The organism is Citrobacter amalonaticus (assembly GCF_037053465.1).
In the GTDB taxonomy this organism is placed as follows: domain Bacteria; phylum Pseudomonadota; class Gammaproteobacteria; order Enterobacterales; family Enterobacteriaceae; genus Citrobacter_A; species Citrobacter_A amalonaticus_H.
Map to the genome: position 1 here is coordinate 542,528 of NZ_JBALIF010000002.1, position 22,081 is coordinate 564,608.

The 22,081-nt window shown below is 52.3% G+C and carries 21 protein-coding genes, 1 other RNA gene and 1 other annotated feature; of the genes, 12 read left to right on the forward strand and 10 right to left on the reverse strand.

Annotated features, from left to right (window positions below):
• Positions 1–34: 34 nt before the first annotated feature.
• The 3 genes from dnaX to WB371_RS05405 form a co-directional block, all read right to left on the reverse strand.
• Positions 35–1,957 carry a DNA polymerase III subunit gamma/tau gene (gene dnaX / locus WB371_RS05395; RefSeq protein WP_336219060.1) on the reverse strand — a complete coding sequence of 641 codons (1,923 nt, stop codon included), beginning with the start codon at positions 1,955–1,957 and terminating at the stop codon, positions 35–37.
• Positions 638–702 (reverse strand) — a sequence feature (DnaX frameshifting element). It overlaps the preceding gene by 65 nt.
• Before the next feature lie 112 nt (positions 1,958–2,069).
• Entirely contained in the window at positions 2,070–2,621 is a 552-nt protein-coding gene (apt, locus tag WB371_RS05400; protein ID WP_336219061.1) for an adenine phosphoribosyltransferase, read from the reverse strand.
• Between the two features lie 206 nt (positions 2,622–2,827).
• Positions 2,828–3,205: a DUF454 family protein gene (locus WB371_RS05405; RefSeq protein ID WP_336219062.1), complete on the reverse strand. Its 378-nt coding sequence runs from the start codon at positions 3,203–3,205 to the stop codon at positions 2,828–2,830.
• A 69-nt stretch (positions 3,206–3,274) separates the two neighbouring features.
• On the opposite strand from WB371_RS05405, the gene priC reads away from it, so the two are divergent.
• Positions 3,275–3,802, forward strand: coding sequence for a primosomal replication protein N'' (gene priC, locus WB371_RS05410; protein ID WP_336219063.1), 528 nt, complete (start codon positions 3,275–3,277; stop codon positions 3,800–3,802).
• A 14-nt stretch (positions 3,803–3,816) separates the two neighbouring features.
• The gene (gene rsmS / locus WB371_RS05415; protein WP_336219064.1) at positions 3,817–3,978 is read left to right on the forward strand and encodes a pleiotropic regulatory protein RsmS; all 162 of its coding nucleotides are present in this window, start codon (positions 3,817–3,819) and stop codon (positions 3,976–3,978) included.
• Positions 3,979–4,075: 97 nt separating this feature from the next.
• Here the strand turns inward: rsmS and mscK are convergent, their stop codons facing one another.
• Complete coding sequence (mscK, locus tag WB371_RS05420) at positions 4,076–7,435, reverse strand: mechanosensitive channel MscK (protein ID WP_336219065.1); 3,360 nt, start codon at positions 7,433–7,435, stop codon at positions 4,076–4,078.
• Positions 7,436–7,555: 120 nt separating this feature from the next.
• Positions 7,556–8,200 carry a multidrug efflux transporter transcriptional repressor AcrR gene (gene acrR, locus WB371_RS05425; protein ID WP_336219067.1) on the reverse strand — a complete coding sequence of 215 codons (645 nt, stop codon included), beginning with the start codon at positions 8,198–8,200 and terminating at the stop codon, positions 7,556–7,558.
• 141 nt (positions 8,201–8,341) lie between these two features.
• Between acrR and acrA the strand changes: the two genes are divergently transcribed.
• From acrA to WB371_RS05455, 6 genes are all read left to right on the forward strand, one after another.
• A complete protein-coding gene (acrA, locus tag WB371_RS05430) occupies positions 8,342–9,535 on the forward strand; it encodes a multidrug efflux RND transporter periplasmic adaptor subunit AcrA (RefSeq protein WP_336219068.1) in 1,194 nt (397 codons plus the stop codon).
• Positions 9,536–9,557: 22 nt separating this feature from the next.
• On the forward strand, positions 9,558–12,707 hold the full coding sequence (acrB, locus tag WB371_RS05435; RefSeq protein ID WP_336219069.1) for a multidrug efflux RND transporter permease subunit AcrB: 3,150 nt from the start codon (positions 9,558–9,560) through the stop codon (positions 12,705–12,707).
• 499 nt (positions 12,708–13,206) lie between these two features.
• A complete protein-coding gene (gene tomB / locus WB371_RS05440) occupies positions 13,207–13,581 on the forward strand; it encodes an Hha toxicity modulator TomB (protein ID WP_336219070.1) in 375 nt (124 codons plus the stop codon).
• Between the two features lie 27 nt (positions 13,582–13,608).
• On the forward strand, positions 13,609–13,827 hold the full coding sequence (locus tag WB371_RS05445; protein ID WP_336219071.1) for an HHA domain-containing protein: 219 nt from the start codon (positions 13,609–13,611) through the stop codon (positions 13,825–13,827).
• Between the two features lie 175 nt (positions 13,828–14,002).
• The gene (gene maa / locus WB371_RS05450; protein WP_336219072.1) at positions 14,003–14,554 is read left to right on the forward strand and encodes a maltose O-acetyltransferase; all 552 of its coding nucleotides are present in this window, start codon (positions 14,003–14,005) and stop codon (positions 14,552–14,554) included.
• Positions 14,555–14,667: 113 nt separating this feature from the next.
• Entirely contained in the window at positions 14,668–15,138 is a 471-nt protein-coding gene (locus WB371_RS05455; protein WP_336219073.1) for a YlaC family protein, read from the forward strand.
• A 50-nt stretch (positions 15,139–15,188) separates the two neighbouring features.
• On the opposite strand, the gene ykgO is transcribed toward WB371_RS05455, so the two are convergent.
• Positions 15,189–15,329, reverse strand: a complete 141-nt coding sequence (gene ykgO / locus WB371_RS05460; RefSeq protein WP_003859006.1) for a type B 50S ribosomal protein L36 — start codon at positions 15,327–15,329, stop codon at positions 15,189–15,191.
• Between the two features lie 220 nt (positions 15,330–15,549).
• Between ykgO and WB371_RS05465 the strand changes: the two genes are divergently transcribed.
• The gene (locus tag WB371_RS05465) at positions 15,550–17,100 is read left to right on the forward strand and encodes an EAL domain-containing protein (protein WP_336219074.1); all 1,551 of its coding nucleotides are present in this window, start codon (positions 15,550–15,552) and stop codon (positions 17,098–17,100) included.
• Between the two features lie 39 nt (positions 17,101–17,139).
• Here the strand turns inward: WB371_RS05465 and WB371_RS05470 are convergent, their stop codons facing one another.
• Positions 17,140–17,493, reverse strand: a complete 354-nt coding sequence (locus WB371_RS05470; RefSeq protein WP_336219075.1) for a DUF1428 domain-containing protein — start codon at positions 17,491–17,493, stop codon at positions 17,140–17,142.
• 64 nt (positions 17,494–17,557) lie between these two features.
• On the reverse strand, positions 17,558–18,172 hold the full coding sequence (locus WB371_RS05475) for a hypothetical protein (protein ID WP_336219076.1): 615 nt from the start codon (positions 18,170–18,172) through the stop codon (positions 17,558–17,560).
• An 84-nt stretch (positions 18,173–18,256) separates the two neighbouring features.
• On the opposite strand from WB371_RS05475, the gene WB371_RS05480 reads away from it, so the two are divergent.
• Positions 18,257–19,684 carry a PLP-dependent aminotransferase family protein gene (locus WB371_RS05480; protein WP_336219077.1) on the forward strand — a complete coding sequence of 476 codons (1,428 nt, stop codon included), beginning with the start codon at positions 18,257–18,259 and terminating at the stop codon, positions 19,682–19,684.
• A gap of 110 nt (positions 19,685–19,794) precedes the next feature.
• Here WB371_RS05480 and ffs read toward each other — a convergent pair.
• Positions 19,795–19,891, reverse strand: an RNA gene (gene ffs / locus WB371_RS05485) — signal recognition particle sRNA small type.
• 83 nt (positions 19,892–19,974) lie between these two features.
• Between ffs and WB371_RS05490 the strand changes: the two genes are divergently transcribed.
• On the forward strand, positions 19,975–20,364 hold the full coding sequence (locus WB371_RS05490; protein WP_336219078.1) for an MGMT family protein: 390 nt from the start codon (positions 19,975–19,977) through the stop codon (positions 20,362–20,364).
• 29 nt (positions 20,365–20,393) lie between these two features.
• On the opposite strand, the gene WB371_RS05495 is transcribed toward WB371_RS05490, so the two are convergent.
• Positions 20,394–20,963, reverse strand: coding sequence for a YbaY family lipoprotein (locus WB371_RS05495; protein ID WP_336219079.1), 570 nt, complete (start codon positions 20,961–20,963; stop codon positions 20,394–20,396).
• Between the two features lie 211 nt (positions 20,964–21,174).
• Between WB371_RS05495 and tesB the strand changes: the two genes are divergently transcribed.
• Positions 21,175–22,035, forward strand: coding sequence for an acyl-CoA thioesterase II (tesB, locus tag WB371_RS05500; protein WP_336219080.1), 861 nt, complete (start codon positions 21,175–21,177; stop codon positions 22,033–22,035).
• The last annotated feature ends 46 nt before the right edge of the window (positions 22,036–22,081 follow it).

Sequence of the window (22,081 nt, forward strand, 5' to 3'; positions counted from 1 at the left end):
GTTAAGGGATGACAATCATAAGCGACGCTTACGATCAAATGGGACGAATACTCTCTTCATCCAGATCCGCGTCGAAGAATCGACGCAGGGTCTGAATGTTGTTATCCGCAACTATCGACTCGCGCGCCTGCGCAAGTTTCTCTTCATAAATCGCCTGACGCCACTCCAGCGGCGTTCGCACCGCCGGATTATCATCTTCTACGATGGTCAGTTCAACCGTTGTTCCCGCAAGCCCGCTCAGCGCTTCCGCCAGCTTTTGCTGTGCGCCAGTGGAATTCAGATGACGCTGGCTGGAACGCAAATGCAGACACACCGTATTCCCGTTCTCTTCTTTCCAGGCGTTGAGCGCAACCTGCTCAACCAGTTTTGGCAACGACAGTTGGCTGACCTGCGCCGCCCACGGGTCGCGTTCAATCGCTTCTGCCGCAAGCTTCGCCGCCAGTTCCGGCGTTTTCTCATGCTCCAGCGCTTTCTTCAGCGCTTTCGGCGTGGCCACCACTTCTTTCACTTCAGCAACCGGCGTGGTCGCCTTCCAGCGATAGGCTTCTTTCTTCGCCGGCGCCTGTTCGAGCGCAGACGGCGCAGGGCGAGCCTGAACGCGTTCTGATACCGAAGCCAGTCTTTCCAGCGCAGCGTTATTCACCGGCCGCGCGCGGGATGCGGCTGCCGGTTCACTCTTTTTTGCTTTGGTTGCTCCCTGCGCACGTTGCAACTGATTACGCGCTGCCAGCACCTGGCTGGTGGATTCCGGCAGCGGTGCTGTCGGGGCATGATGCGCGGGCTGCGGCGGCACCTGTTCAGGCCTCGTCACCGCGGTCGGTGCGACGGGCGCGAAAGATTGCCGGGGAACCTCGGGTTCCGGCAGCGGCTGACGTGGATGAAACGCCAGCGCGCGCAGCAACGTCATTTCAACGCCCATGCGTCTGTCCGGCGCGTAGGGCAGTTCCTTACGGCCAATCAACAGCGTCTGGTAGTAAAGCTGAACGTCCGTCGGCGGCACGGTGCGCGCCAGTTCACGCATGCGCACTTCAATCGCCGCCATGTCGCTGCCGAGCGCAGCCGGTGAGAGCTGGACCAGCGCGATACGATGCAGCAGGCCCAGCATTTCGACCAGCAGCGCTTCCCATTCAATACCGCGCGCAGCGGCCTCGTTAACCAGCGACATCACGCGTTCGCCGTCGGCGGCAATCACCGCTTCGACCAGCGACAGCGCCTGATCGTCATCCAGCGTACCGAGCATCGCGCTCACCGCCTGGGTGGAAACCTGTCCGTCGCCGCTGGCAATCGCCTGATCGGTGAGACTCAACGCATCGCGTAGACTGCCATCCGCCGCACGGGAAAGCAGTTGCAGCGCGCGCGGCTCGTGGGCGATGTGTTCTTCATTAAGAATGTGTTCGAGCTGGTGGCGAATCTGGTCAACATCCAGCGCTTTAAGATGGAACTGCAAACAGCGGGAGAGAATCGTCACCGGCAACTTTTGCGGATCGGTTGTTGCCAGCAAAAACTTCACGTGTGACGGCGGCTCCTCAAGGGTTTTGAGAAGCGCATTAAAACTGTGGCGCGACAGCATGTGTACTTCGTCGATCAGATAGACTTTGAAACGACCGCGCGCGGGCGCGTACTGGACGTTATCCAGCAGGTCGCGGGTATCTTCGACTTTGGTACGTGACGCGGCATCGATTTCAATTAAATCGACAAACCGCCCCTGCTCGATTTCACGGCAGTTGTCACACACACCACACGGCGTGGCGGTAATGCCGGTTTCACAATTCAGTCCCTTTGCCAGCAGACGGGCAATAGAGGTTTTACCGACACCGCGGGTACCGGAAAAAAGATAAGCGTGGTGAATACGCCCTAGCGACAAGCCGTTCGCCAGTGCGGTCAGCACATGTTCCTGGCCGACAACGTCAGCAAAGGTTTGTGGGCGCCATTTTCGGGCTAAAACCTGATAACTCATTGGCTGGCTCTGAAACGCTGGAAGGTGGATTCATAGGGGGGAATGCTAACACAACCTCGCTAATTCAGCGAGGTCATGTCTTCGGGTAATACGTCAGGTACGGTTGAACCGATCAGTGTCCCGGGAAGGAAACCAGGCTGTAACAGTTGATGCCCTGTTGCGCCAGGCGCTGTTCGCCGCCGAGGTCAAACAGATTGATGATGAACGCCGCATCGGTCACTTCACCACCCAGACGACGAATCAGTTTCACGGTCGCTTCGATGGTCCCGCCGGTTGCCAGCAGATCGTCAACCACCAGCACTTTGTCGCCTGCCTGAATGGCATCAACGTGGATTTCCAGCTGATCGGTGCCATATTCCAGTTCATAACTTTCGGCGATGGTTTCACGCGGCAGTTTGCGCGGTTTACGCACCGGCACAAAGCCAACGCCCAGACCCAGCGCGACCGGCGCGCCAAACAGAAAGCCGCGCGCTTCAGTGCCGACAACTTTGGTAATGCCCGCATCTTTATAACGCTCAACCAGTAACTCGATGCTGAGTGCGTAAGCCTTCGGGTCTTCCAGTAAGCTGGTGACATCACGGAAAAGAATGCCCGGTTTCGGGTAGTCCTGAATGCTTTTAATGCTATTTTTGAGAAACTCAAGCTGCTGTGCAGTTGCGGTCATAAGTGTGTGCCTGATTCATACGGTGTTACTTCACGGCGCAGTATACACTTCATCCTTCAAGCCGCCTCTTTGTTTGCTGCCTCGATGCACCTTGAAGGATATTGTGTATAAAGAAGGCCAACATAAATTTGACCTCGCGCGCCTGTGCTCGAAAACGGTCGAATTTACTGGCTACGGCCCGTAATTGCAACCGCGATTATTGAGCTTCAGTGCTTTTGTTGCTTTTCATCAATCACGGGTATTCGCCACATAAATATCAGCAAACAGGTCAGAATAACCAGCAACAGGATCCGCACCCACCACATCGGCGTCAGCCAGAGTGATACACCGAAGGTGATGAGGATAACGACAATGGCTCGCGGTTTCGCACCTGGGGGCATGGCCTTATATTTTTGCCAGTAGCGCAAATAGCTGCCAAACCACGAGCGGTACAGTAACCATTCATGGAAACGCGGCGATGAGCGGGCAAAACACCAGGCGGCAAGTAAAATGAACGGCGTCGTCGGAAGCACAGGCAATACGATGCCCAGCGTTCCTAATCCAACCGCCAGCCAGCCCGTGATGATTAACAGGATTCGTTGCATAATAAAGGCATGTCGCAAACCAGAACGCTACTTTAGCATAACAGTTATCATTTTCATCGGAGTGTTACAGTGAAAACCGCCATGCTGCTGCAAAAGCTGGAAGATCAACTCACCCTCCTGCGCCAACGCTGCGCACCGGTGGCACAGCATGCAACCCTCAGCGCCCGTTTCGATCGCCATCTTTTTCGCACGCGCAGTACGCTGTTACAGGCCTGTCTGGATGAAGCAGAAACGCACCTTCTGGCATTGCGCCAGGCGGTTGAAAATCAAAACGTACCTCAGGTCGCCTGGCTGGCGGAACATCTGGCGTCGCAACTGGAAGCTATTGCGCGCGAGACAGCAAGCTGGTCGCTCCGGGAGTGGGACAGCGCGTCACCGGGCCTGGCGAACTGGCAGCGCAAACGCATCCAGCATCAGGAGTTTGAGCGCCGTCTTGTTGAAATGACCCGGCAACGGCAGGCACAACTTACCCAGGCATCTCGTCTGGACGAACAACAGGCACTGCAACGCGAAGTGGAGCTCTATGAGGGTCGTCTGGCGCGCTGTCGCAAGGCGCTCGACAATATTGAACGTGTTCTGGCGCGTCTAACCCGATAATACTGGAGTAATTAATGTCCCTTGAAAACGCCCCGGACGAGGTCAAACTGGCCGTCGATTTAATTGTCCTGCTGGAAGAAAACCTGGTTGAACCTGACACCGTATTGAAAGCGCTGGAGATTGTTAAGCGCGACTATGAAAAAAAAGCGGCTCAAACGGCTGACAAGTCTGATTGAGTTGTGCCGGATAGTGGCGCACGCGCCTTATCCGGCCTACAACGGATTGAGTTATGCCTGATGACGCGCAAACGCCATCAGGCATGCGAGGGTTTGATTAAACCGCCGGCGTCGGATCGTCGCCTTTGATCTCGCGTTTGACTTCCGTCACCTCATCGCCCTTCTCGTTACGCAGATGCACTTCCAACTGGTTAAAAGCGATATCAATGTTGTTTTCACGGCACAGGCGATCGATGGCCCGGTTTAGCTCATCCACCGTATGGCTGCGATCGCGAAGTTCACGGACATACAGACGCAGTTCGTGATCCAGCGTGCTGGCTCCAAAGGTGGTGAAGAACACCGCCGGCTCAGGATCATGCATCACTTTCGGATGCTCCATCGCCGCCTTAAGCAGGACTTTCTTCACTTTCTCCAGATCAGAACCGTACGCCACGCCCAGGCGGATCACCAGGCGCGTGGTGGTATCGGACAACGACCAGTTGATCAAGCGCTCGGTTACAAACGCCTTGTTCGGGATGATCACCTCTTTGCGATCGAAATCGGTGATGGTAGTGGCGCGAATACGGATCTTACTGACCGTCCCGGAGAAGGTGCCGATCGTGACCGTATCGCCAATCCGCACCGGGCGTTCAAACAGAATAATCAGACCCGAGACAAAGTTACCGAAGATCTCCTGTAAGCCAAAACCGAGACCCACCGATAACGCCGCCGCCAGCCATTGCAGTTTATCCCATGAGACACCCAGCGAACCAAAGACCGTCATCGCTCCGACGGCAATAATGATATAGTTGAGGATTGTGGTAATCGCGTACGACGTGCCCTGGCGCATTTTCAGTCGCGATAGTACCAGCACTTCCAGCAGACCCGGCAGGTTGCGGATCAACGCCCAGGCGACCATTGAGGTGATAATAGCGAAAAGCAAGCTGCCCATTGTCACGCTTTTCACTACCGCAGCCCCGGCTTCACTGGTGTTATAGTGCCACAGCGTGATGCTGTCGAGATAGCTGAACACGGTGATCAAATCTGACCATATGGCCCAGAACATCACTGCGAAAAATGAAACCATCAGCAGCATCGTGATGCGCAGCGTCTGTTGGTTAACCTGTTCCAGTGCGATGGTGGGTTCTTCCTGCGGCTCAGCCCCTTCGGCCCCCTCTTTCACCAGATTCTGGCGACGCGCCAGCGCACGACGCCAGGCAATCCGCCGCGCCGCAACGCTTAATCCGCGCAGCACCGTCTGGTAGAGCAGGTTCCAGATGATGACCAGATAGACCGTCTCAATCCAGCGGCCCGACAGACGCAATGTTGTGTAGAAGTAGCCAGTTGCCGTCAGCACCATCAGCGCGATCGGGATAATCGACAAAATAGTAATCGTCACCAGCCGCAGTCCATGTGACTCTTTGTCACGCCAGCTATCGCGACACATCTGCCATACCAGAAACGCAATCAGCATCAGGTTAAGGAAAATAATCGCCTGCCCCAGCACATCGTCCATCAGATTGAGTGGGGAAAGTTCTGCAAGCACCGACCAAAAGTGTAGCGGCAGCAGCGCCAGGCTGATGCGGACAATCTGACGACGCCAGTGGCTTGTCAGATGCGCCGGCATACCAAAATGGCGAACCGCCACGCCCTCTTTTTCGAGCACTTTCCAGCACAGACCAAAGACCAGCCAGAAGATAGCCAGTTTTTTACTGAAGGCCCACAGCAGGTCACTGATGTTCAACTGCATGGTGAGCAAAATCAGGCCGACGGCAAGTATCACCAGACACACCGGCAACGCACGAATCAGATCGATCAAAATCGCTTTTGGCGTGTTTAACTGGCTGTCGTTACGTAACGAACCAACCGCTGCGGCTAATTTCTGTTGATACTCTTTCAGCCATTTCAGACGCCAGCGAATCAGTCCGGCTACCAGTAACAGCGGCAGACCCGCGAGAAAGGCGATAAATACCGCAGGCCAGGCTTTTTCCCAGTTCACCGTGATTTTCATCGATTTGAACTGATCTTTTAGCGATTTAGGGAAGGCTTTGATCCAGTCCCAGTCCATTGGACGGTTGCTGTTAACCCAGAAAATTTGTTGCGTCAGAATCGCTTTAAGGTTTTTCGAGACGCTCATTAACTGCTGCTGATTAATTTGCAGGTTAATAGCCATCATCAACTGGTTACCGAGCTGTTTGTTGAGCTGGTCCAGCAGCGCTCGGCGCATATCAACGACCTGCAACAGCGCATCGTGCACTTCGCTATTCACTTCGTTGCTGTGGCCTTCTTCCAGTTTTGCCACAAATGCATCGTTCTGGAACAACGCGTCACGCTGCTGGTTGACCTCAAACTGTTCAAGCCGCAGATCCGCGATACGGTTTGTCATGTCAGAGAGTTCATCCGCCGAGGGCAATGTTTGCTGTTGCTGATAGAGGATACGCGACAGCAACAGACTGCCTTTCAGCACCGCGATCTGTTCTTTGATATTACGTTCGGATTGCAGCGCCCGGTCCAGCCAGTTCTTAACCTTGATGTTTTGCTGCATTAATGAGTTGCCATTTTCCGTCGCCATGATCAGGCGCTGGCTGAGCTGGTGGTTGATTTCCAGCTCCTGTTTCACCAGCGGGTTATCCTGAATGCGGGCGGCTTCATCCGGCGACATCGCCTCCTGCGCCGTTTTTTCGGTTAAGGTCAGGCGCTTACTGTTGACCGCTTCCTGCAATAACTGTAACTGATGCTCAAGCCGGTTACTGTTGGCGGTGACGTAATCCCGCTGCTTTTGCAGGGTATCCTGCAGTATCGTATTACCTTCAAGGCTTTTTCGCTGTTGATCAATCTGGGCATTCAGTAACGTTTGTTGTGCCTGTAACAACACCTGCTGCGTAGGGCGTAACTCTGCCTCCCCCACATTCGTGCCATCCAGTCGGTTACGAATTTGCTGAAGCTGCTGTGAGGCGCTATACATGGCATTCTGTACGCGTTCAGGTTGCGTTTGCAGCGACACCAGTTGGCTGTTATAGGTCGCGAGATCGTTTTGCGCGTTTTGTAAATCATCCAGCACCTGCGCCACACGGACCTCTAACTGACGCAGTGACAGCGTGTTGAGTACCTTACGCGTTTCATCATCATTATCGACATCGCCGAGGGCGTTTAAGTCCTCTGTCGCCTGACGCATTTTTTCTGGTGCCTGCAGCACTTTCTGCCGGAGCTGCGTCGTCTCGTCCTTCACCCGATCGATTTTTTCAAGCGTGGCAATCGTCTCAGTGAGATCCTGCTGAACCAACTTATCCTGCGCCGTGAGATCTTTTTGCTTATTGAGTGTGTCCAGTTGGCTTTGCAGTTCAGCCTTTGAAAGCAGGTCGCTGTTCGACGGCGCACGAGCAAGTGCCAATGACTGGCAAAAGAGCATAAGGATGAAAACAGCCACCGTGATAAAAACGACGTGCTGTGAACGTTTATAGAGCTGCAACATAGTCATGTGAATGAAGGTTTCTGAACCGAAAAGACGACCGAAAATAGTCAACGCGCAAGAATATCACGCCGCCGCCACACAGAATAGCGCCAACGAAATCGTCCAGGAATTTTCCTGGACTGACCGTCAGGAGGGCTCGCTTGCCCGCAGTGAGGGACACAACATTAGTGTTTCCAGCAACACCGAAACATAGTCCCGCGCTTCTTTTTTAAGATCAAAGGATTGCGGTGCAAAAAGCCAGTTCTCCATAATGCCGGATACGTAGGCGCGCATGATCACCGCCGCACGACGGGTCAGCAGATTGGCCGGCAGCATTTTTGCCTGAATACAATGTGTTAACGTTTGTTCGATACGATCGTAGCTCTCAAGACAAATGTTTCGTTGTGCCTGCTGGACGACGACCATTTCTCCCACAAATTCACATTTGTGGAATATAATCTCCATCAATAAACGTCGCCGTTTTTCAGTCACGGTAGTTTCAAGAAGATGAACTAGAATTTCTCTTAATACTGATAGTGGATCGTCGGGGAATTTTGCCTGATACTCAGTCTCAAGCTCACCAATACTGGATTCTGATAGCTCCCAGATTTCACTAAACAAATCCGACTTGTTTTTGAAATGCCAATAGATTGCACCGCGAGTAACGCCAGCGGCTTGTGCAATCTCCGCAAGCGAGGTGGAAGCTACCCCTCGTTGCGAGAACAAACGTAGTGCAACATCCAGGATGTGTTGACGTGTTTCCTGCGCTTGTTGTTTGGTTTTTCGTGCCATATGTCGGTGAATTTACAGGCGTTAGATTTACATACATTTGTGAATGTATGTACCATAGCACGACGATAATATAAACGCAGCAATGGGTTTGTGGACTTTTGACCATTGATCAATTTGAAATCGGACACTCGAGGTTTACATATGAACAAAAACAGAGGGTTTACGCCTCTGGCGGTCGTTCTGATGCTCTCAGGCAGCTTAGCGCTTACAGGATGTGACGACAAACAGGCCCAACAAGGGGGCCAGCAGATGCCAGAAGTTGGGGTTGTGACGCTCAAAACCGAACCTCTGCAGATCACAACTGAGCTACCGGGTCGCACCAGTGCTTTCCGTATTGCGGAAGTTCGCCCTCAGGTGAGCGGTATCATCCTGAAGCGTAATTTCGAGGAAGGCAGCGATATCGAAGCGGGTGTGTCTCTCTATCAGATTGATCCTGCGACTTATCAAGCATCTTATGAAAGCGCGAAAGGTGACCTGGCGAAAGCCCAGGCTGCCGCCAGCATCGCTCAGGTCACGGTTAACCGTTATAAAAAGCTGTTGGGCACTCAATACATCAGTAAACAAGATTACGATCAGGCGCTGGCCGATGCGCAACAAGCCAATGCTGCCGTGACTGCGGCGAAAGCGGCGGTTGAAACGGCGCGCATTAATCTGGCCTACACCAAAGTCACTTCTCCGATTAGCGGCCGTATTGGTAAGTCATCCGTGACGGAAGGTGCATTGGTACAAAACGGTCAGGCAACGGCGCTGGCAACCGTTCAGCAACTCGATCCTATCTATGTTGATGTCACGCAATCGAGCAATGACTTCCTGCGTCTGAAGCAAGAACTGGCTAACGGCACGCTGAAACAGGAAAACGGCAAGGCGAAAGTCGAGCTGGTGACCAGCGACGGCATCAAGTTCCCGCAGTCCGGTACGCTTGAGTTTTCAGATGTGACGGTCGACCAGACCACCGGTTCTATTACGCTACGCGCTGTTTTCCCCAACCCGGATCACACATTGCTGCCGGGGATGTTTGTCCGTGCACGCCTGGATGAAGGGACCAACCCGACGGCATTGCTGGTTCCGCAACAAGGTGTCACCCGTACACCGCGTGGCGATGCGACAGCGCTGATTGTGGGCGCAGACAACAAAGTGGAAACCCGCCAGATTGTCGCCAGTCAGGCCATTGGCGACAAATGGGTCGTTACTGACGGACTTAAATCGGGTGATCGCGTCATTATTTCTGGTTTGCAAAAAATACGTCCAGGCGTGCAGGTCAAAGCGCAGGAAGTAACCTCTGACAATCAACAACAAGCCGCGAACGCTGGCAAGTCAGAGCAAACAAAGTCTTAACTTAAACAGGAGCCGTTAAGACATGGCTAAGTTTTTTATCGATCGCCCTATCTTTGCATGGGTTATCGCCATCATCATCATGCTGGCAGGGGGTCTCGCGATCCTCAAATTGCCGGTGGCGCAGTATCCAACGATTGCTCCACCTGCAATCACGATCTCTGCGAGCTATCCTGGTGCTGATGCGAAAACGGTTCAGGATACCGTGACGCAGGTTATCGAACAAAATATGAACGGTATCGATAACTTGCTCTATATGTCCTCAACCAGTGACTCTTCAGGTACCGTTCAGATTACGATTACCTTTGACTCCGGTACGGATGCAGATATTGCTCAGGTCCAGGTGCAGAACAAACTGCAACTGGCGATGCCGTTACTTCCGCAAGAAGTACAGCAGCAGGGCGTAAGTGTTGAGAAATCCTCCAGCAGCTTCCTGATGGTTATGGGGATGATCAGTACCGACGGCTCTATGACGCAGGAAGATATTGCGGACTATGTCGGTGCAACGATTAAAGATCCTGTCAGCCGTACCAGCGGCGTGGGTGATGTCCAGTTGTTCGGTGCGCAATATGCTATGCGCATTTGGATGGATCCGACCGAGCTGAATAAATACCAGCTAACGCCGGTCGACGTTATTGCGGCAATCAAAGCGCAAAACGCCCAGGTTGCAGCGGGTCAGCTCGGTGGTACGCCACCGGTAAAAGGTCAGCAGCTTAACGCATCCATCATTGCTCAAACACGTCTGACCTCGACCGAAGAGTTCGGCAAAATTTTGCTGAAAGTAAATCAGGATGGTTCCCGGGTTCGCCTGAGTGATGTCGCCCGTATTGAACTCGGTGGCGAGAACTATGATGTCATCGCGAAATTCAATGGGCAGCCCGCATCCGGTCTGGGGATCAAACTGGCAACAGGCGCAAACGCGCTGGATACAGCAAACGCAGTACGCGCGACAATTGCAAAACTGGAGCCTTTCTTCCCGCACGGTTTGAAAGTCGTTTACCCTTACGATACAACCCCTTTCGTTAAAATCTCGATTAACGAAGTAGTTAAGACTCTGGTTGAAGCTATCGTACTGGTATTTATTGTTATGTACCTGTTCCTGCAAAACTTCCGCGCAACGCTGATTCCTACCATCGCCGTTCCGGTCGTTCTGTTAGGGACATTTGCAATACTTGCCGCATTTGGTTTCTCGATAAACACGTTAACCATGTTTGGTATGGTTCTCGCGATAGGCCTGCTGGTTGATGATGCCATCGTGGTTGTTGAGAACGTCGAACGCGTCATGGTTGAAGAGGGATTACCACCTAAAGAAGCAACGCGAAAATCGATGGGCCAGATTCAGGGCGCACTGGTCGGTATCGCGATGGTGTTGTCAGCGGTATTCATTCCAATGGCTTTCTTTGGGGGATCAACCGGGGCTATTTATCGCCAGTTCTCCATTACCATCGTTTCGGCAATGGTGCTTTCTGTACTGGTGGCGATGATCCTGACCCCTGCTCTTTGCGCCACCATGCTTAAACCTGTGGCCAAAGGTGATCATGGCGAAGGCAAAAAAGGCTTCTTCGGCTGGTTTAACCGCATGTTCGATAAGAGCACGCACCACTACACCGACAGCGTAGGTAACATCCTGCGCAGTACGGGTCGTTACCTGCTGCTGTATCTGATCATTGTGGTCGGCATGGCGTATCTGTTCGTTCGTCTGCCCAGTTCTTTCCTGCCGGATGAAGACCAGGGTGTATTCCTGACCATGGCGCAGCTTCCTGCTGGCGCGACGCAGGAACGTACGCAAAAAGTCCTTGATGAAGTCACGGACTATTACCTGAAGGATGAAAAAGCCAACGTCAATTCTGTGTTTACTGTAAACGGCTTTGGCTTCTCGGGTCGTGGTCAAAACACCGGTCTTGCGTTTATTTCCCTCAAAAATTGGGAAGATCGTCCTGGCGAGGAAAATAAAGTGCCGGCCATTGCGGCACGCGCAAGCGCGCACTTTGCCTCGATCAAAGATGCAATGGTGTTTGCCTTTAACCTGCCCGCAATTGTGGAGCTGGGTACCGCTACCGGTTTTGACTTCCAGTTAATTGACCAGGCCAACCTTGGTCATGACAAACTCACACAGGCGCGTAACCAACTGTTCGGCGAGGTTGCAAAACACCCCGACCTGTTAGTTGGCGTTCGTCCTAACGGGCTGGAAGATACCCCGCAGTTCAAGATTGATATCGACCAGGAAAAAGCACAGGCTCTGGGCGTTTCCATCAGCGATATTAATACCACGCTGGGTGCCGCATGGGGCGGAAGCTACGTGAATGACTTTATCGACCGTGGTCGCGTGAAGAAAGTTTACGTAATGTCAGAAGCGAAATACCGCATGCTACCGGATGATATTGGTAACTGGTATGTGCGCGGCAGCGATGGCCAGATGGTGCCATTCTCGGCCTTCTCATCATCACGCTGGGAGTACGGTTCACCGCGTCTGGAACGCTATAACGGTCTGCCTTCGATGGAAATTTTAGGTCAGGCGGCACCAGGCAAGAGTACCGGTGAAGCGATGGCGATGATGGAAGAGCTGGCAAGTAAGCTCCCCTCCGGCATCGGCTATGACTGGACGGGAATGTCCTATCAGGAACGTCTGTCCGGTAACCAGGCCCCTGCCCTGTATGCGATATCGCTTATCGTCGTCTTTCTGTGTCTGGCGGCATTATATGAGAGCTGGTCAATTCCATTCTCCGTTATGCTGGTGGTTCCGCTGGGGGTTATCGGCGCGCTGTTGGCTGCAACCTTCCGTGGATTGACCAACGACGTTTACTTCCAGGTGGGCCTGCTCACAACCATTGGGCTATCGGCGAAGAACGCGATATTGATCGTCGAGTTCGCCAAAGACTTAATGGATAAAGAGGGTAAAGGTCTGGTTGAGGCAACGCTTGAAGCTGTACGTATGCGTTTACGCCCGATTCTGATGACCTCTCTGGCGTTTATTCTGGGCGTAATGCCGTTGGTTATCAGCTCCGGCGCAGGTTCAGGCGCGCAGAACGCGGTAGGGACAGGCGTAATGGGCGGGATGGTCACTGCGACAATACTGGCAATCTTCTTTGTTCCGGTCTTCTTTGTGGTGGTTCGCCGCCGCTTTAGCCGGAAAAGTGAAGACATTGAGCACAGCCATTCCGTAGAGCATCACTGATGCCTCACTTCAAAAAGGCCGCGCAAGCGGCCTTTTTTGTTTGAAATCATAAAATCCACTTATTGAACGTTGTTTACTTTTTGTAGAGATAATAAGTGTTATAATCCACAATGCTGTGAAGGCTATTTTTTAACAAATTTATCCTGTTCATTATTTTGACTTAATAATTCATTATTAAGATATTTCTGGGCGAGGATGCCACGGCTAAGCGACAAGCTTGCCAACTAACCTGATGAAAAGATGAGATAACCTGATCAATTGCTCATTAGCGAAGGAATTATCTTATTCCGACCGGGGTTGTTAGCATGCTATAATGATCGTCCGGGTTACGCTCTCTTCAATTACGTTAATTGTAATTTTTCGTAATATAGCGATGAAATCTTTTTTAGAGTAGATTATAGTTAAATCATCAGGAGTAGAGGGCAAGTTCCAGGTCAGTTTGTTGTACCCATCCCGAAAGGTGTTCGGTTAGTTAAAGCCACGAAGAAGGGGATGCGTTATGGATGAATATTCACCCAAAAGACATGATATCGCGCAGCTTAAATTTCTCTGTGAAACGCTTTATCATGACTGTCTTGCAAACCTTGAAGAAAGCAATCATGGCTGGGTTAACGACCCAACCTCGGCGATCAACCTCCAACTCAACGAACTGATAGAGCATATTGCTACCTTCGCACTTAATTATAAAATTAAGTATAATGAGGACAATAAGCTGATTGAACAGATTGATGAATATCTGGACGACACATTTATGTTGTTCAGCAGTTATGGCATTAATGCGCAGGATCTGCAGAAATGGCGGAAATCCGGAAATCGTTTGTTCCGCTGCTTTCTAAATGCCACCAGGGCTAATCCTGTCAGTTTGTCTTGTTAAAAATTATTACAATCATAGGTAAGTTTTATGTCCGGTAAACCATTAACTAAAACTGATTATTTGATGCGCTTGCGACGTTGTCAGACAATTGACACACTGGAGCGCGTGATCGAGAAAAATAAATATGAATTGTCTGACAATGAATTGGCTGTATTTTACTCAGCAGCAGATCATCGGCTCGCAGAATTGACTATGAATAAGCTGTACGACAAGATCCCCTCCTCCGTCTGGAAATTCATCCGTTAACTTGATTATTATCTCATCGGAAAATAGGGATGTTTTCTTGAGCGGCTTTTCTGTATTTCCGGCGAGTGGGCAAACATCATTGTGACTCATGTCACACAATAAGAAAGGGAACGTTCCCTGATTTTCTGTGAACCTTTACGGTTATGCCTCACAGTGTCTTGCTGGAGAGCATAGAATGAGTGAAGAAAAGCAAAAAATGATTGCGGGCGAACCGTACCGCCCGTCGGATGAAACTCTGCGTCATGACAGGCTTCAGGCGCGTCAGCTCGTTCACCTTTACAACCACACCGCCCCGAATGAAAACACCGAACGCCAGGCAATCCTTAACGCACTGTTAGGCCATTGCGATAAGGCTTATATTGAGCCGTCATTCCGCTGCGACTATGGATATAACATTTTCCTCGGTAAACATTTTTACGCCAATTTTGACTGTGTGATGCTCGACGTATGCCCGATTCACATCGGTGATAATTGCATGTTGGCGCCCGGAGTGCATATCTATACCGCCACCCACCCGCTTGATGCCACTGAGCGGAATAGCGGCCTTGAATACGGAAAGCCTGTCACCATTGGTCATAATGTCTGGATTGGCGGTCGTGCGGTGATTAATCCCGGAGTGAACATTGGCGATAATGCGGTAATCGCATCCGGTGCCATTGTGACGAAAGATGTTCCGGCCAATGTCGTTGTGAGGGGAAATCCGGCGCGCATTATCAAATCGCTGTAAACGTATTTGTAACTGTTATGCTAAATAGTGGTTAATCTGTTACTTTTTTCACGCCTGCCGCCCACTTAAAATAGGGCGTTCACCTGTAAGTAGCGAAATCACGAAGGCAAAAAATGACAGAAATACAACGCCTGCTCACCGAAACCATCGACGATCTGAACATTCGTGAAAAGCGCGATAATAAGCCGCGCTTTAGTATTAGTTTTATTCGCAAACATCCAGGATTATTTATCGGTATGTATGTGGCATGGTTTGCCACACTGGCAGTCATGCTGCAATCAGAAACACTGGCTGATTCTGTCTGGTTGCTGGTCGTATTGTTTATCATCCTGAATGGCTTTTTCTTTTTTGATGTTGCTCCGCGCTATCGCTATGAAGATATCGACGTGCTGGATTTCCGGGTTTGCTACAACGGCGAATGGTATAACACGCGGTTTGTCCCTTCAGAACTCATTAGTACGATCCTTCACTCTCCGCGTGTCGAGAAACAGCACAAAGCCCAGCTAGAGAAGATGTTAGCCCGAAAAGGCGAACTGTCATTTTACGATATCTTCACCCTCGCCCGGGCAGAAGCCACTCGCTGACTGATCGATTTGGCCGGATAGCGATGCATGTCTTATCCGGCCTCCCTCACTTAACGCCGTTTTTTTCGTCCTTGTACCGCCTTGAACCGCGGGTTGCTCTTACAGATCACATATAAACGCCCTTTACGCTTGACGATTTGACAGTCGGGGTGGCGCTGCTTTGCACTGCGTAATGAATTCAAAACTTGCATAGAAACCTCATCGCGTTATGTGAATTGTTATAGTATAACATATCGCATTTTTGGCAACGCTGAGGTTCAATTATTTCCGACAGGTTGAGCGAGCTTTCCTGTTCAGAAGTCCAGGAATCTGTTCTTCCATCAAAATTTATGCAGATTAACGATATCATTTACAGGGCTTTTTTCGTGATCGGATATACTTTCCCTACGATGAGTTATATAGGGTATCTCCGTGAGAACACGACATCTGGTCAGCCTGGTCACAGGCGTGCTTATCCTCTCCGTTCTGGTTCCAGTAGGGCTGAGCGTTTGGCTCGCGCATCGTCAGGTTGAAAAAACATTCATCGGAGAACTGGATACCTATTCATCGCGTGTCTATGAACGCACAGCGCGCGTGACGCTTCAGGCAAAAAAGGCGTTAAAGCAGATTGAAGCCATCAACAGTGTGCCCTGCTCACGAGAACATCTGCTGGCAATGCGAAGGATCTCATACAGCTATCGTTATGTTCAGGAAGTACTGTATCTGGAAAATAACATGCCGCGCTGTTCTTCGCTGGAACAGGAGAGCCATACCGCTCCCTTCCCTCCGCCCATGAAAATCACTGACGACGGTTATCGCGCATGGTTTACCACGCAGAACGATTTAGGGCTCAAACGCTTTATGGCCGCGCTGGGAACCGAGCATTACATCGTTATGATCGATCCTGAGTCATTTATTGACGTCGTACCCTTTGGGGCCTGGCAAATTGATGTTGCCATCATTGGCGTCAAACATAATACGGTTGTGGCCAGCAGCAGTGCGCTCGCACCGAACATTCTGGAATTTACCCAGGAAACAGCGCCCCGCCATCTGGAAAGTCACGGCATTATTTATGAGATTCGTCCCTTCCCGGAAATGGGCATTATCATCGTCAGTTGGGCATCCACGCTGCCGCTTGAGAAAATCTGGTATCGCCAGGCGATGATCTGGGTACCCATTGGTATTTTGATTGGTTTGCTGGCTGCCAGTTTTATTTTGCGTATCCTGCGTCGTCTGCAATCGCCGCATCACCGTCTGCAGGATGCCATTAATAACCGGGACATCAAGGTCTATTACCAACCCATTGTCTCATTAAGCTCCGGCAAAGTCGTGGGGGCTGAGGCGCTGGCGCGCTGGCCGCAAACCGACGGCAGCTATCTGTCCCCGGAGATATTTATCACTCTTGCCGAGCAAACAGGCCTCACGGAGCAGCTCACCCGGTTGATCATTGAAACTGTATTTGAAGATATGGGGAAATGGTTACAGAAGCATCCTCAACAGCATATTTCCATTAACATCGAATCTGCGGATCTCACCTCAGAAAAACTACCGTTATTGTTAAGTAAACTGCTTAACCGGTATCAGATAACCCCTTCGCAAATCGCACTGGAATTGACCGAACGCGAATTTGCCGATCCGAAAACCAGTTCGCCGATCGTCGCCCGCTACCGCAAAGCGGGACATGCCATCTATATTGACGACTTTGGTACAGGCTACTCCAGCCTGAGTTACCTGCAAAACCTGGATGTGGATATCCTGAAAATCGACAAATCGTTTGTTGATGCGCTGGAATACAAGAACGTGACGCCACATATCATCGAAATGGCGAAAACGCTGAAGCTGAAAATGGTGGCAGAGGGAATTGAAACTGCCAATCAGGAAGACTGGTTACGCCAGCATGGTGTTCAGTATGGACAGGGCTGGCTTTACAGCAAAGCACTGCCAAAAGCGGAATTTATCATATGGGCGGAAAAACGTTTGTGATGCAAAGATGGCTGGCGGCACGCCGCACAGCCAGTCACGCTAGTCGTCAATAATGGGTGAGAATCCACCGAAGATCATGCGTTTACCATCAAACGGCATTGACTCGCCGAACGCCTTCATGCGCGGATCGGACATCATCTTCTGATTCGCCGCATCCCGCACCTCTTTCGACGGGTATTCAATCCAACTGAATACCACTTCTTCATCCTCTTCAGCTTTCACCGCCATGCGAAAATCGGTGACCTTGCCATCCGGCACATCGTCAGCCCAGCATTCGACAATACGTAACGCGCCAAACTCCTTAAACAACGGCGCTGCTTTTGCCGCCATCGCTTTATAAGCCTCCTTGTTTTCAGCGGGTACGGCAAGGACAAAACCATCAACATACTTCATGAGAACAACCTCCGAAGTTTACTGCGCGGCAAGCCAGTTCCAGCCGCGTCAGTCGTGATTAAGTTTAGTCGCCCTCTCCCTGATATGCTGTATGAATCCTTGCCCGAGGCGTGTAGCGAAACCATGGCAGACAGAGCTGGATCAACGGCCCAATCGCCAGCGCATACAGCACCGTTCCAACCCCCAGAGTTCCCCCCAACAACCAACCGCAGAATAAAACAGAGACTTCTATTGCCGTGCGGATCGTGCGCACCGACCACCCGGTGCGGGCGTGAATACCGGTCATCAGCCCATCCCTTGGCCCTGCGCCAAAGCCCGCGCCAATATACATACTTGTCGCCAGGGCGTTTATCACCACGGCGGCCACCAGCATGACGCTACGCCCGATAAGCGAGGAAATTTCAGGCATTACCGCCAGAGCCGCATCGGCAGCAAGTCCGATCACAATGACGTTGCTCAGCGTCCCCAATCCGGGACGCTGGCGCAGCGGGATCCACAGCAGCAATACCAGCGCCCCCACAATAATCATCACCATACCTATTTTCATCGCCAGCAGATTAGCCAGTCCCAGATGGAACACGTTCCATGGATCGGCGCCTAAGTCTGCACGCACAAACATGGCGGTTGATACCCCATACAGGGTCAGACCAAAATAAAGTTGCAGCAGACGACGTCCCATTACTTACCTCCCCGTTCAGATTGTTTTCATCTTCCCTGCAATTGGCACTATGATTAATGACCAGTTTTTAAAAAGTGGACTGCTATGTCATCACGTCGTTATGGAAGCCAGTCGCTCCAGCGCCTGCTTGGGCACTGGCAGCAGAACACCTCAAGAGCACCGCGCTGGCGACAGTTGGCAGAAGCACTGCGTCTTCTGATCCTCGATGGGCGACTGGCGCTCGACAGCCGCTTACCGGGTGAACGTGAGCTGGCTGCGGTACTGGAGGTCAGTCGTACCACCGTTGCCAGCGCGTTGTCGCAACTGCGCGAAGAAGGTTATCTGGAAAGCCGCCACGGCAGCGGTTCGCGGGTCATTTTGCCCGGTCATATTCGTGACGTGCCGACACGGGCGGGAACGACAATGGCGTTGGATCTCTCCACCGCCGCCCTCAGTGCGGGGCCTGAAATCCATCAGGCTTATCAACAGGCGCTGGTTGCGATGCCGCAGCATTTGCTGACGTCTGGCTATCAGCCGCAGGGATTACTCTGTCTACGTGAGTCACTTGCCCGTCATTACAGTGCGCGAGGTCTTCCGACAACGGCAGATGAAATCATGGTGGTCAACGGCGCGGTCAGTGGTCTGGCGCTGATCCTGCGTTTACTGACCGGTCCCGGGGATCGTGTTGTGGTGGACCATCCAACCTATCCGCTGGCTATCGCAGCCATCCAGGGAGCGTCCTGCCGACCGGTGGGCGTTTCACTGCCAGAACAGGGCTGGGATACCGATGGACTGGCGGCGACTATCGCGCAAACCTCACCCCGTATGGCCTATTTAATGCCGGATTTTCATAATCCCACCGGGCGGTGTATGGATGAGGCGACACGACAAATCATTGCCGATCTCGCCGCGCGCACGCATACCACGCTGGTGATCGATGAAACAATGGTCAATCTTTGGTACGACGTACCGCCCCCGGCGCCCCTGGCGGCTTTTCATCGTGATGCGCCGATTATTATGCTGGGTTCTGCGGGCAAGAGTTTCTGGGGAGGACTGCGTCTGGGTTGGATACGTGCGTCATCACGCACCATTGCCGCCCTGGTACAGACGCGTGATACCTTCGATCTTGGCTCACCGGTTCTCGAACAGCTTGCCACAACCTGGCTGCTGGACAATGCCGGAACATTCTTGCCCCAGCGCCGGCAACAGTTAGCCGCTCAACGGGCATTATGCGACACGTTAATGCGTACACACTTTCCGGAATGGCGCTATCAGCAGCCACAGGGCGGATTATCGTTTTGGGTGGAATTGCCAGACACGCTGGCGACGCTTTTCGCCACGCGCGCGGAAAGCGTCGGCATTCAGCTTGGTACAGGCACCCGTTTTGGTCTCGCGGGCGCGTTTGATCGTTTCTTACGCATGCCTTTCGCCCTGCCGGATGAGACAATGCGCGCGGCGTTTAACACTCTGGAGCCGCTCTGGGGAACACTGCGTGCGCAGTCTGCTGGCAGTAAGGTACGTAAGATTATTTAAAACTGGCGCGGCAGCGGATTCAAGATCCAGAAAACACGCTGTCAGCCTTTGATGACAACAGTACGAAGAGAAATAAAAATGTGGTGCCGGACGGCACAAATGGGTGGGGGCCCTGCCAGCTACATCCCGGCACACGCGTCATCTGCCTTGGCTGCTTCCTTCCGGACCTGACCTGGTAAACAGAGTAGCGTTGCGGGAGAACCAACAGAGCCCCCATTGAGAGCGTTGTAACCAACGCGCAGGCGCATTATCACTGCTGCCCCCTGTAATTGCAAGCTATCGGCGGCTGGATGCTGGTTTCTTGCGCAATGAAACTTCACCTGCCCATCATTCCCGATTATGCTCAAGGATTATCGCAGGAAGAAATAATGGACAGACAAGACACTTTCCCTCAACGCGTGTGGCAGATCGTCGCCTCCATTCCCGAAGGCACCGTGACCACCTATGGCGATGTCGCTCTACTCGCAGGTTCACCGCGCGCGGCACGGCAGGTTGGCGGCGTCCTCAAACGCCTCCCCGAAGGCAGTACGCTGCCATGGCATCGGGTCGTTAACCGACACGGTACGATTTCATTGACCGGCCCCGATTTACAGCGGCAACGACAGGCGCTGCTGGCAGAGGGCGTTGTGGTTTCCGGGAGCGGGAAAATCGATTTACAGCGTTATCGCTGGATTTACTAACCCTCTCCGGGCGGGGAGGGTTATGAGGCTTAGTACTGCGTCGGTGCAGGAACCGCTGAGGAAGGGGTAACCTGCGTGGGCGATGTCGAAGGCACCGTTGTCGCGCCCCCACCGCTTGCCTGCAGAGGAACCGCGGTTTGCTGGACAGGGACCAGCGTCAAATCGGCTTTGGTTCCGCCCTGATTGATGACCGGCTGTACGGTGTCAGTAATAAAGACCAGTTTATCATTCACCGTAATCGCTGCGCTCAGCAGAATTCGGGCGTTAGGCTGGATGTCTGCCGGGTTAAACGGCAGCACGAAGCTAAAGGGCGCCTGTTTCCCTTCGGTACGGACGACTTTTTGCGACAGCACTTTCGACGGTGCATCGGCCAGCGATGCGTCCGACAGTGTCACGGTCAGTACGGCATCCGGCGGCAATGCCACTTTCTGACGGATCCATACGGTCCCCGAGACATTAGGTTGCTGAATAACAGGCTGTGTGGCCGTCGCTGAAGTGTTTGGGTTCGGCGCTGGCGTCTGGATATCTGCGCTTTTATCGGCACAGGCGGCCAGAGCAACGGCTACCGCTAAACCACTTACCATGTGCATGAGTTTCATTAAATTCTCCTTATCATCTCTGCACCAGCGGGTTTTCCTCCGCCGGAAGAGTGGTTAACAAAAACATAACGTTGATAAGTGTGGCACATATCACTAATTTCTGCCTGGAATTGGTCTGGTTTTCAGACTATTGCACCCATCGGACCACTTTCAAAATTGCGTTATACTCTGCCTATCTCGCTTCGGCGTCGTTGTTACCTGGAGAGCATGTATGAGTCAGGCACTGAAAAATTTGCTGACATTATTGAATCTGGAAAAAATTGAGGAAGGACTCTTTCGGGGCCAAAGTGAAGACTTAGGGTTACGGCAGGTTTTTGGTGGACAGGTCGTCGGACAGGCGCTGTATGCAGCAAAGGAGACGGTCCCGGAAGAACGCCTGGTCCACTCTTTTCACAGCTATTTTTTACGCCCGGGCGACAGTCAGAAACCGATTATTTATGATGTGGAAGTCCTTCGCGACGGCAACAGTTTTAGCGCCCGTCGCGTGGCTGCGATTCAAAACGGCAAGCCGATTTTTTACATGACCGCCTCCTTCCAGGCTCCCGAAGAGGGGTTTGAGCATCAGAAAACCATGCCGGACGCTCCCGCGCCTGAAGGACTGAAATCAGAAACGGAAATAGCTCAATCCATCGCACACCTGTTGCCACAGATCTTAAAAGATAAGTTTCTCTGCGACCGCCCGCTGGAAGTGCGCCCCGTTGAGTTTCATAACCCGCTGAAAGGCCACGTGGCAGAACCCACGCGCCAGGTGTGGATCCGGGCGAACGGCACGTTACCGGACGACCTTCGCGTGCATCAGTATCTGTTGGGCTATGCTTCGGATCTCAATTTTCTCCCCGTCGCGCTACAACCTCACGGCATTGGTTTTCTTGAAAAAGGCATTCAGATAGCCACGATTGACCACTCAATGTGGTTCCACCGTCCGTTCGATTTGAACGAGTGGTTGCTGTATAGCGTGGAAAGCACCTCAGCCTCCAGCGCACGCGGATTTGTTCGCGGTGAGTTTTATACTCAGGATGGCAAACTGGTGGCATCTACCGTGCAGGAAGGGGTGATGCGTAATCACAACTGACAAAAAACCGGATGGCAGTGATGCGCATCCGGCAGTTTGTAGGCCG

Excerpts from the sequence above, each read along its gene's own strand:
- WB371_RS05490 (WP_336219078.1), top strand. The coding sequence starts at position 19,975 with ATGCTGGTTTCTTGCGCAATGAAACTTCACCTGCCCATCATTCCCGAT.
- apt (WP_336219061.1), bottom strand. The coding sequence starts at position 2,621 with ATGACCGCAACTGCACAGCAGCTTGAGTTTCTCAAAAATAGCATTAAA.
- WB371_RS05455 (WP_336219073.1), top strand. The coding sequence starts at position 14,668 with ATGACAGAAATACAACGCCTGCTCACCGAAACCATCGACGATCTGAAC.
- maa (WP_336219072.1), top strand. The coding sequence starts at position 14,003 with ATGAGTGAAGAAAAGCAAAAAATGATTGCGGGCGAACCGTACCGCCCG.
- acrR (WP_336219067.1), bottom strand. The coding sequence starts at position 8,200 with ATGGCACGAAAAACCAAACAACAAGCGCAGGAAACACGTCAACACATC.
- WB371_RS05470 (WP_336219075.1), bottom strand. The coding sequence starts at position 17,493 with ATGAAGTATGTTGATGGTTTTGTCCTTGCCGTACCCGCTGAAAACAAG.
- dnaX (WP_336219060.1), bottom strand. The coding sequence starts at position 1,957 with ATGAGTTATCAGGTTTTAGCCCGAAAATGGCGCCCACAAACCTTTGCT.
- tesB (WP_336219080.1), top strand. The coding sequence starts at position 21,175 with ATGAGTCAGGCACTGAAAAATTTGCTGACATTATTGAATCTGGAAAAA.
- acrB (WP_336219069.1), top strand. The coding sequence starts at position 9,558 with ATGGCTAAGTTTTTTATCGATCGCCCTATCTTTGCATGGGTTATCGCC.
- mscK (WP_336219065.1), bottom strand. The coding sequence starts at position 7,435 with ATGACTATGTTGCAGCTCTATAAACGTTCACAGCACGTCGTTTTTATC.
- rsmS (WP_336219064.1), top strand. The coding sequence starts at position 3,817 with ATGTCCCTTGAAAACGCCCCGGACGAGGTCAAACTGGCCGTCGATTTA.
- WB371_RS05495 (WP_336219079.1), bottom strand. The coding sequence starts at position 20,963 with ATGAAACTCATGCACATGGTAAGTGGTTTAGCGGTAGCCGTTGCTCTG.
- WB371_RS05445 (WP_336219071.1), top strand. The coding sequence starts at position 13,609 with ATGTCCGGTAAACCATTAACTAAAACTGATTATTTGATGCGCTTGCGA.
- WB371_RS05480 (WP_336219077.1), top strand. The coding sequence starts at position 18,257 with ATGTCATCACGTCGTTATGGAAGCCAGTCGCTCCAGCGCCTGCTTGGG.
- ykgO (WP_003859006.1), bottom strand. The coding sequence starts at position 15,329 with ATGCAAGTTTTGAATTCATTACGCAGTGCAAAGCAGCGCCACCCCGAC.
- WB371_RS05475 (WP_336219076.1), bottom strand. The coding sequence starts at position 18,172 with ATGGGACGTCGTCTGCTGCAACTTTATTTTGGTCTGACCCTGTATGGG.
- WB371_RS05405 (WP_336219062.1), bottom strand. The coding sequence starts at position 3,205 with ATGCAACGAATCCTGTTAATCATCACGGGCTGGCTGGCGGTTGGATTA.
- tomB (WP_336219070.1), top strand. The coding sequence starts at position 13,207 with ATGGATGAATATTCACCCAAAAGACATGATATCGCGCAGCTTAAATTT.
- acrA (WP_336219068.1), top strand. The coding sequence starts at position 8,342 with ATGAACAAAAACAGAGGGTTTACGCCTCTGGCGGTCGTTCTGATGCTC.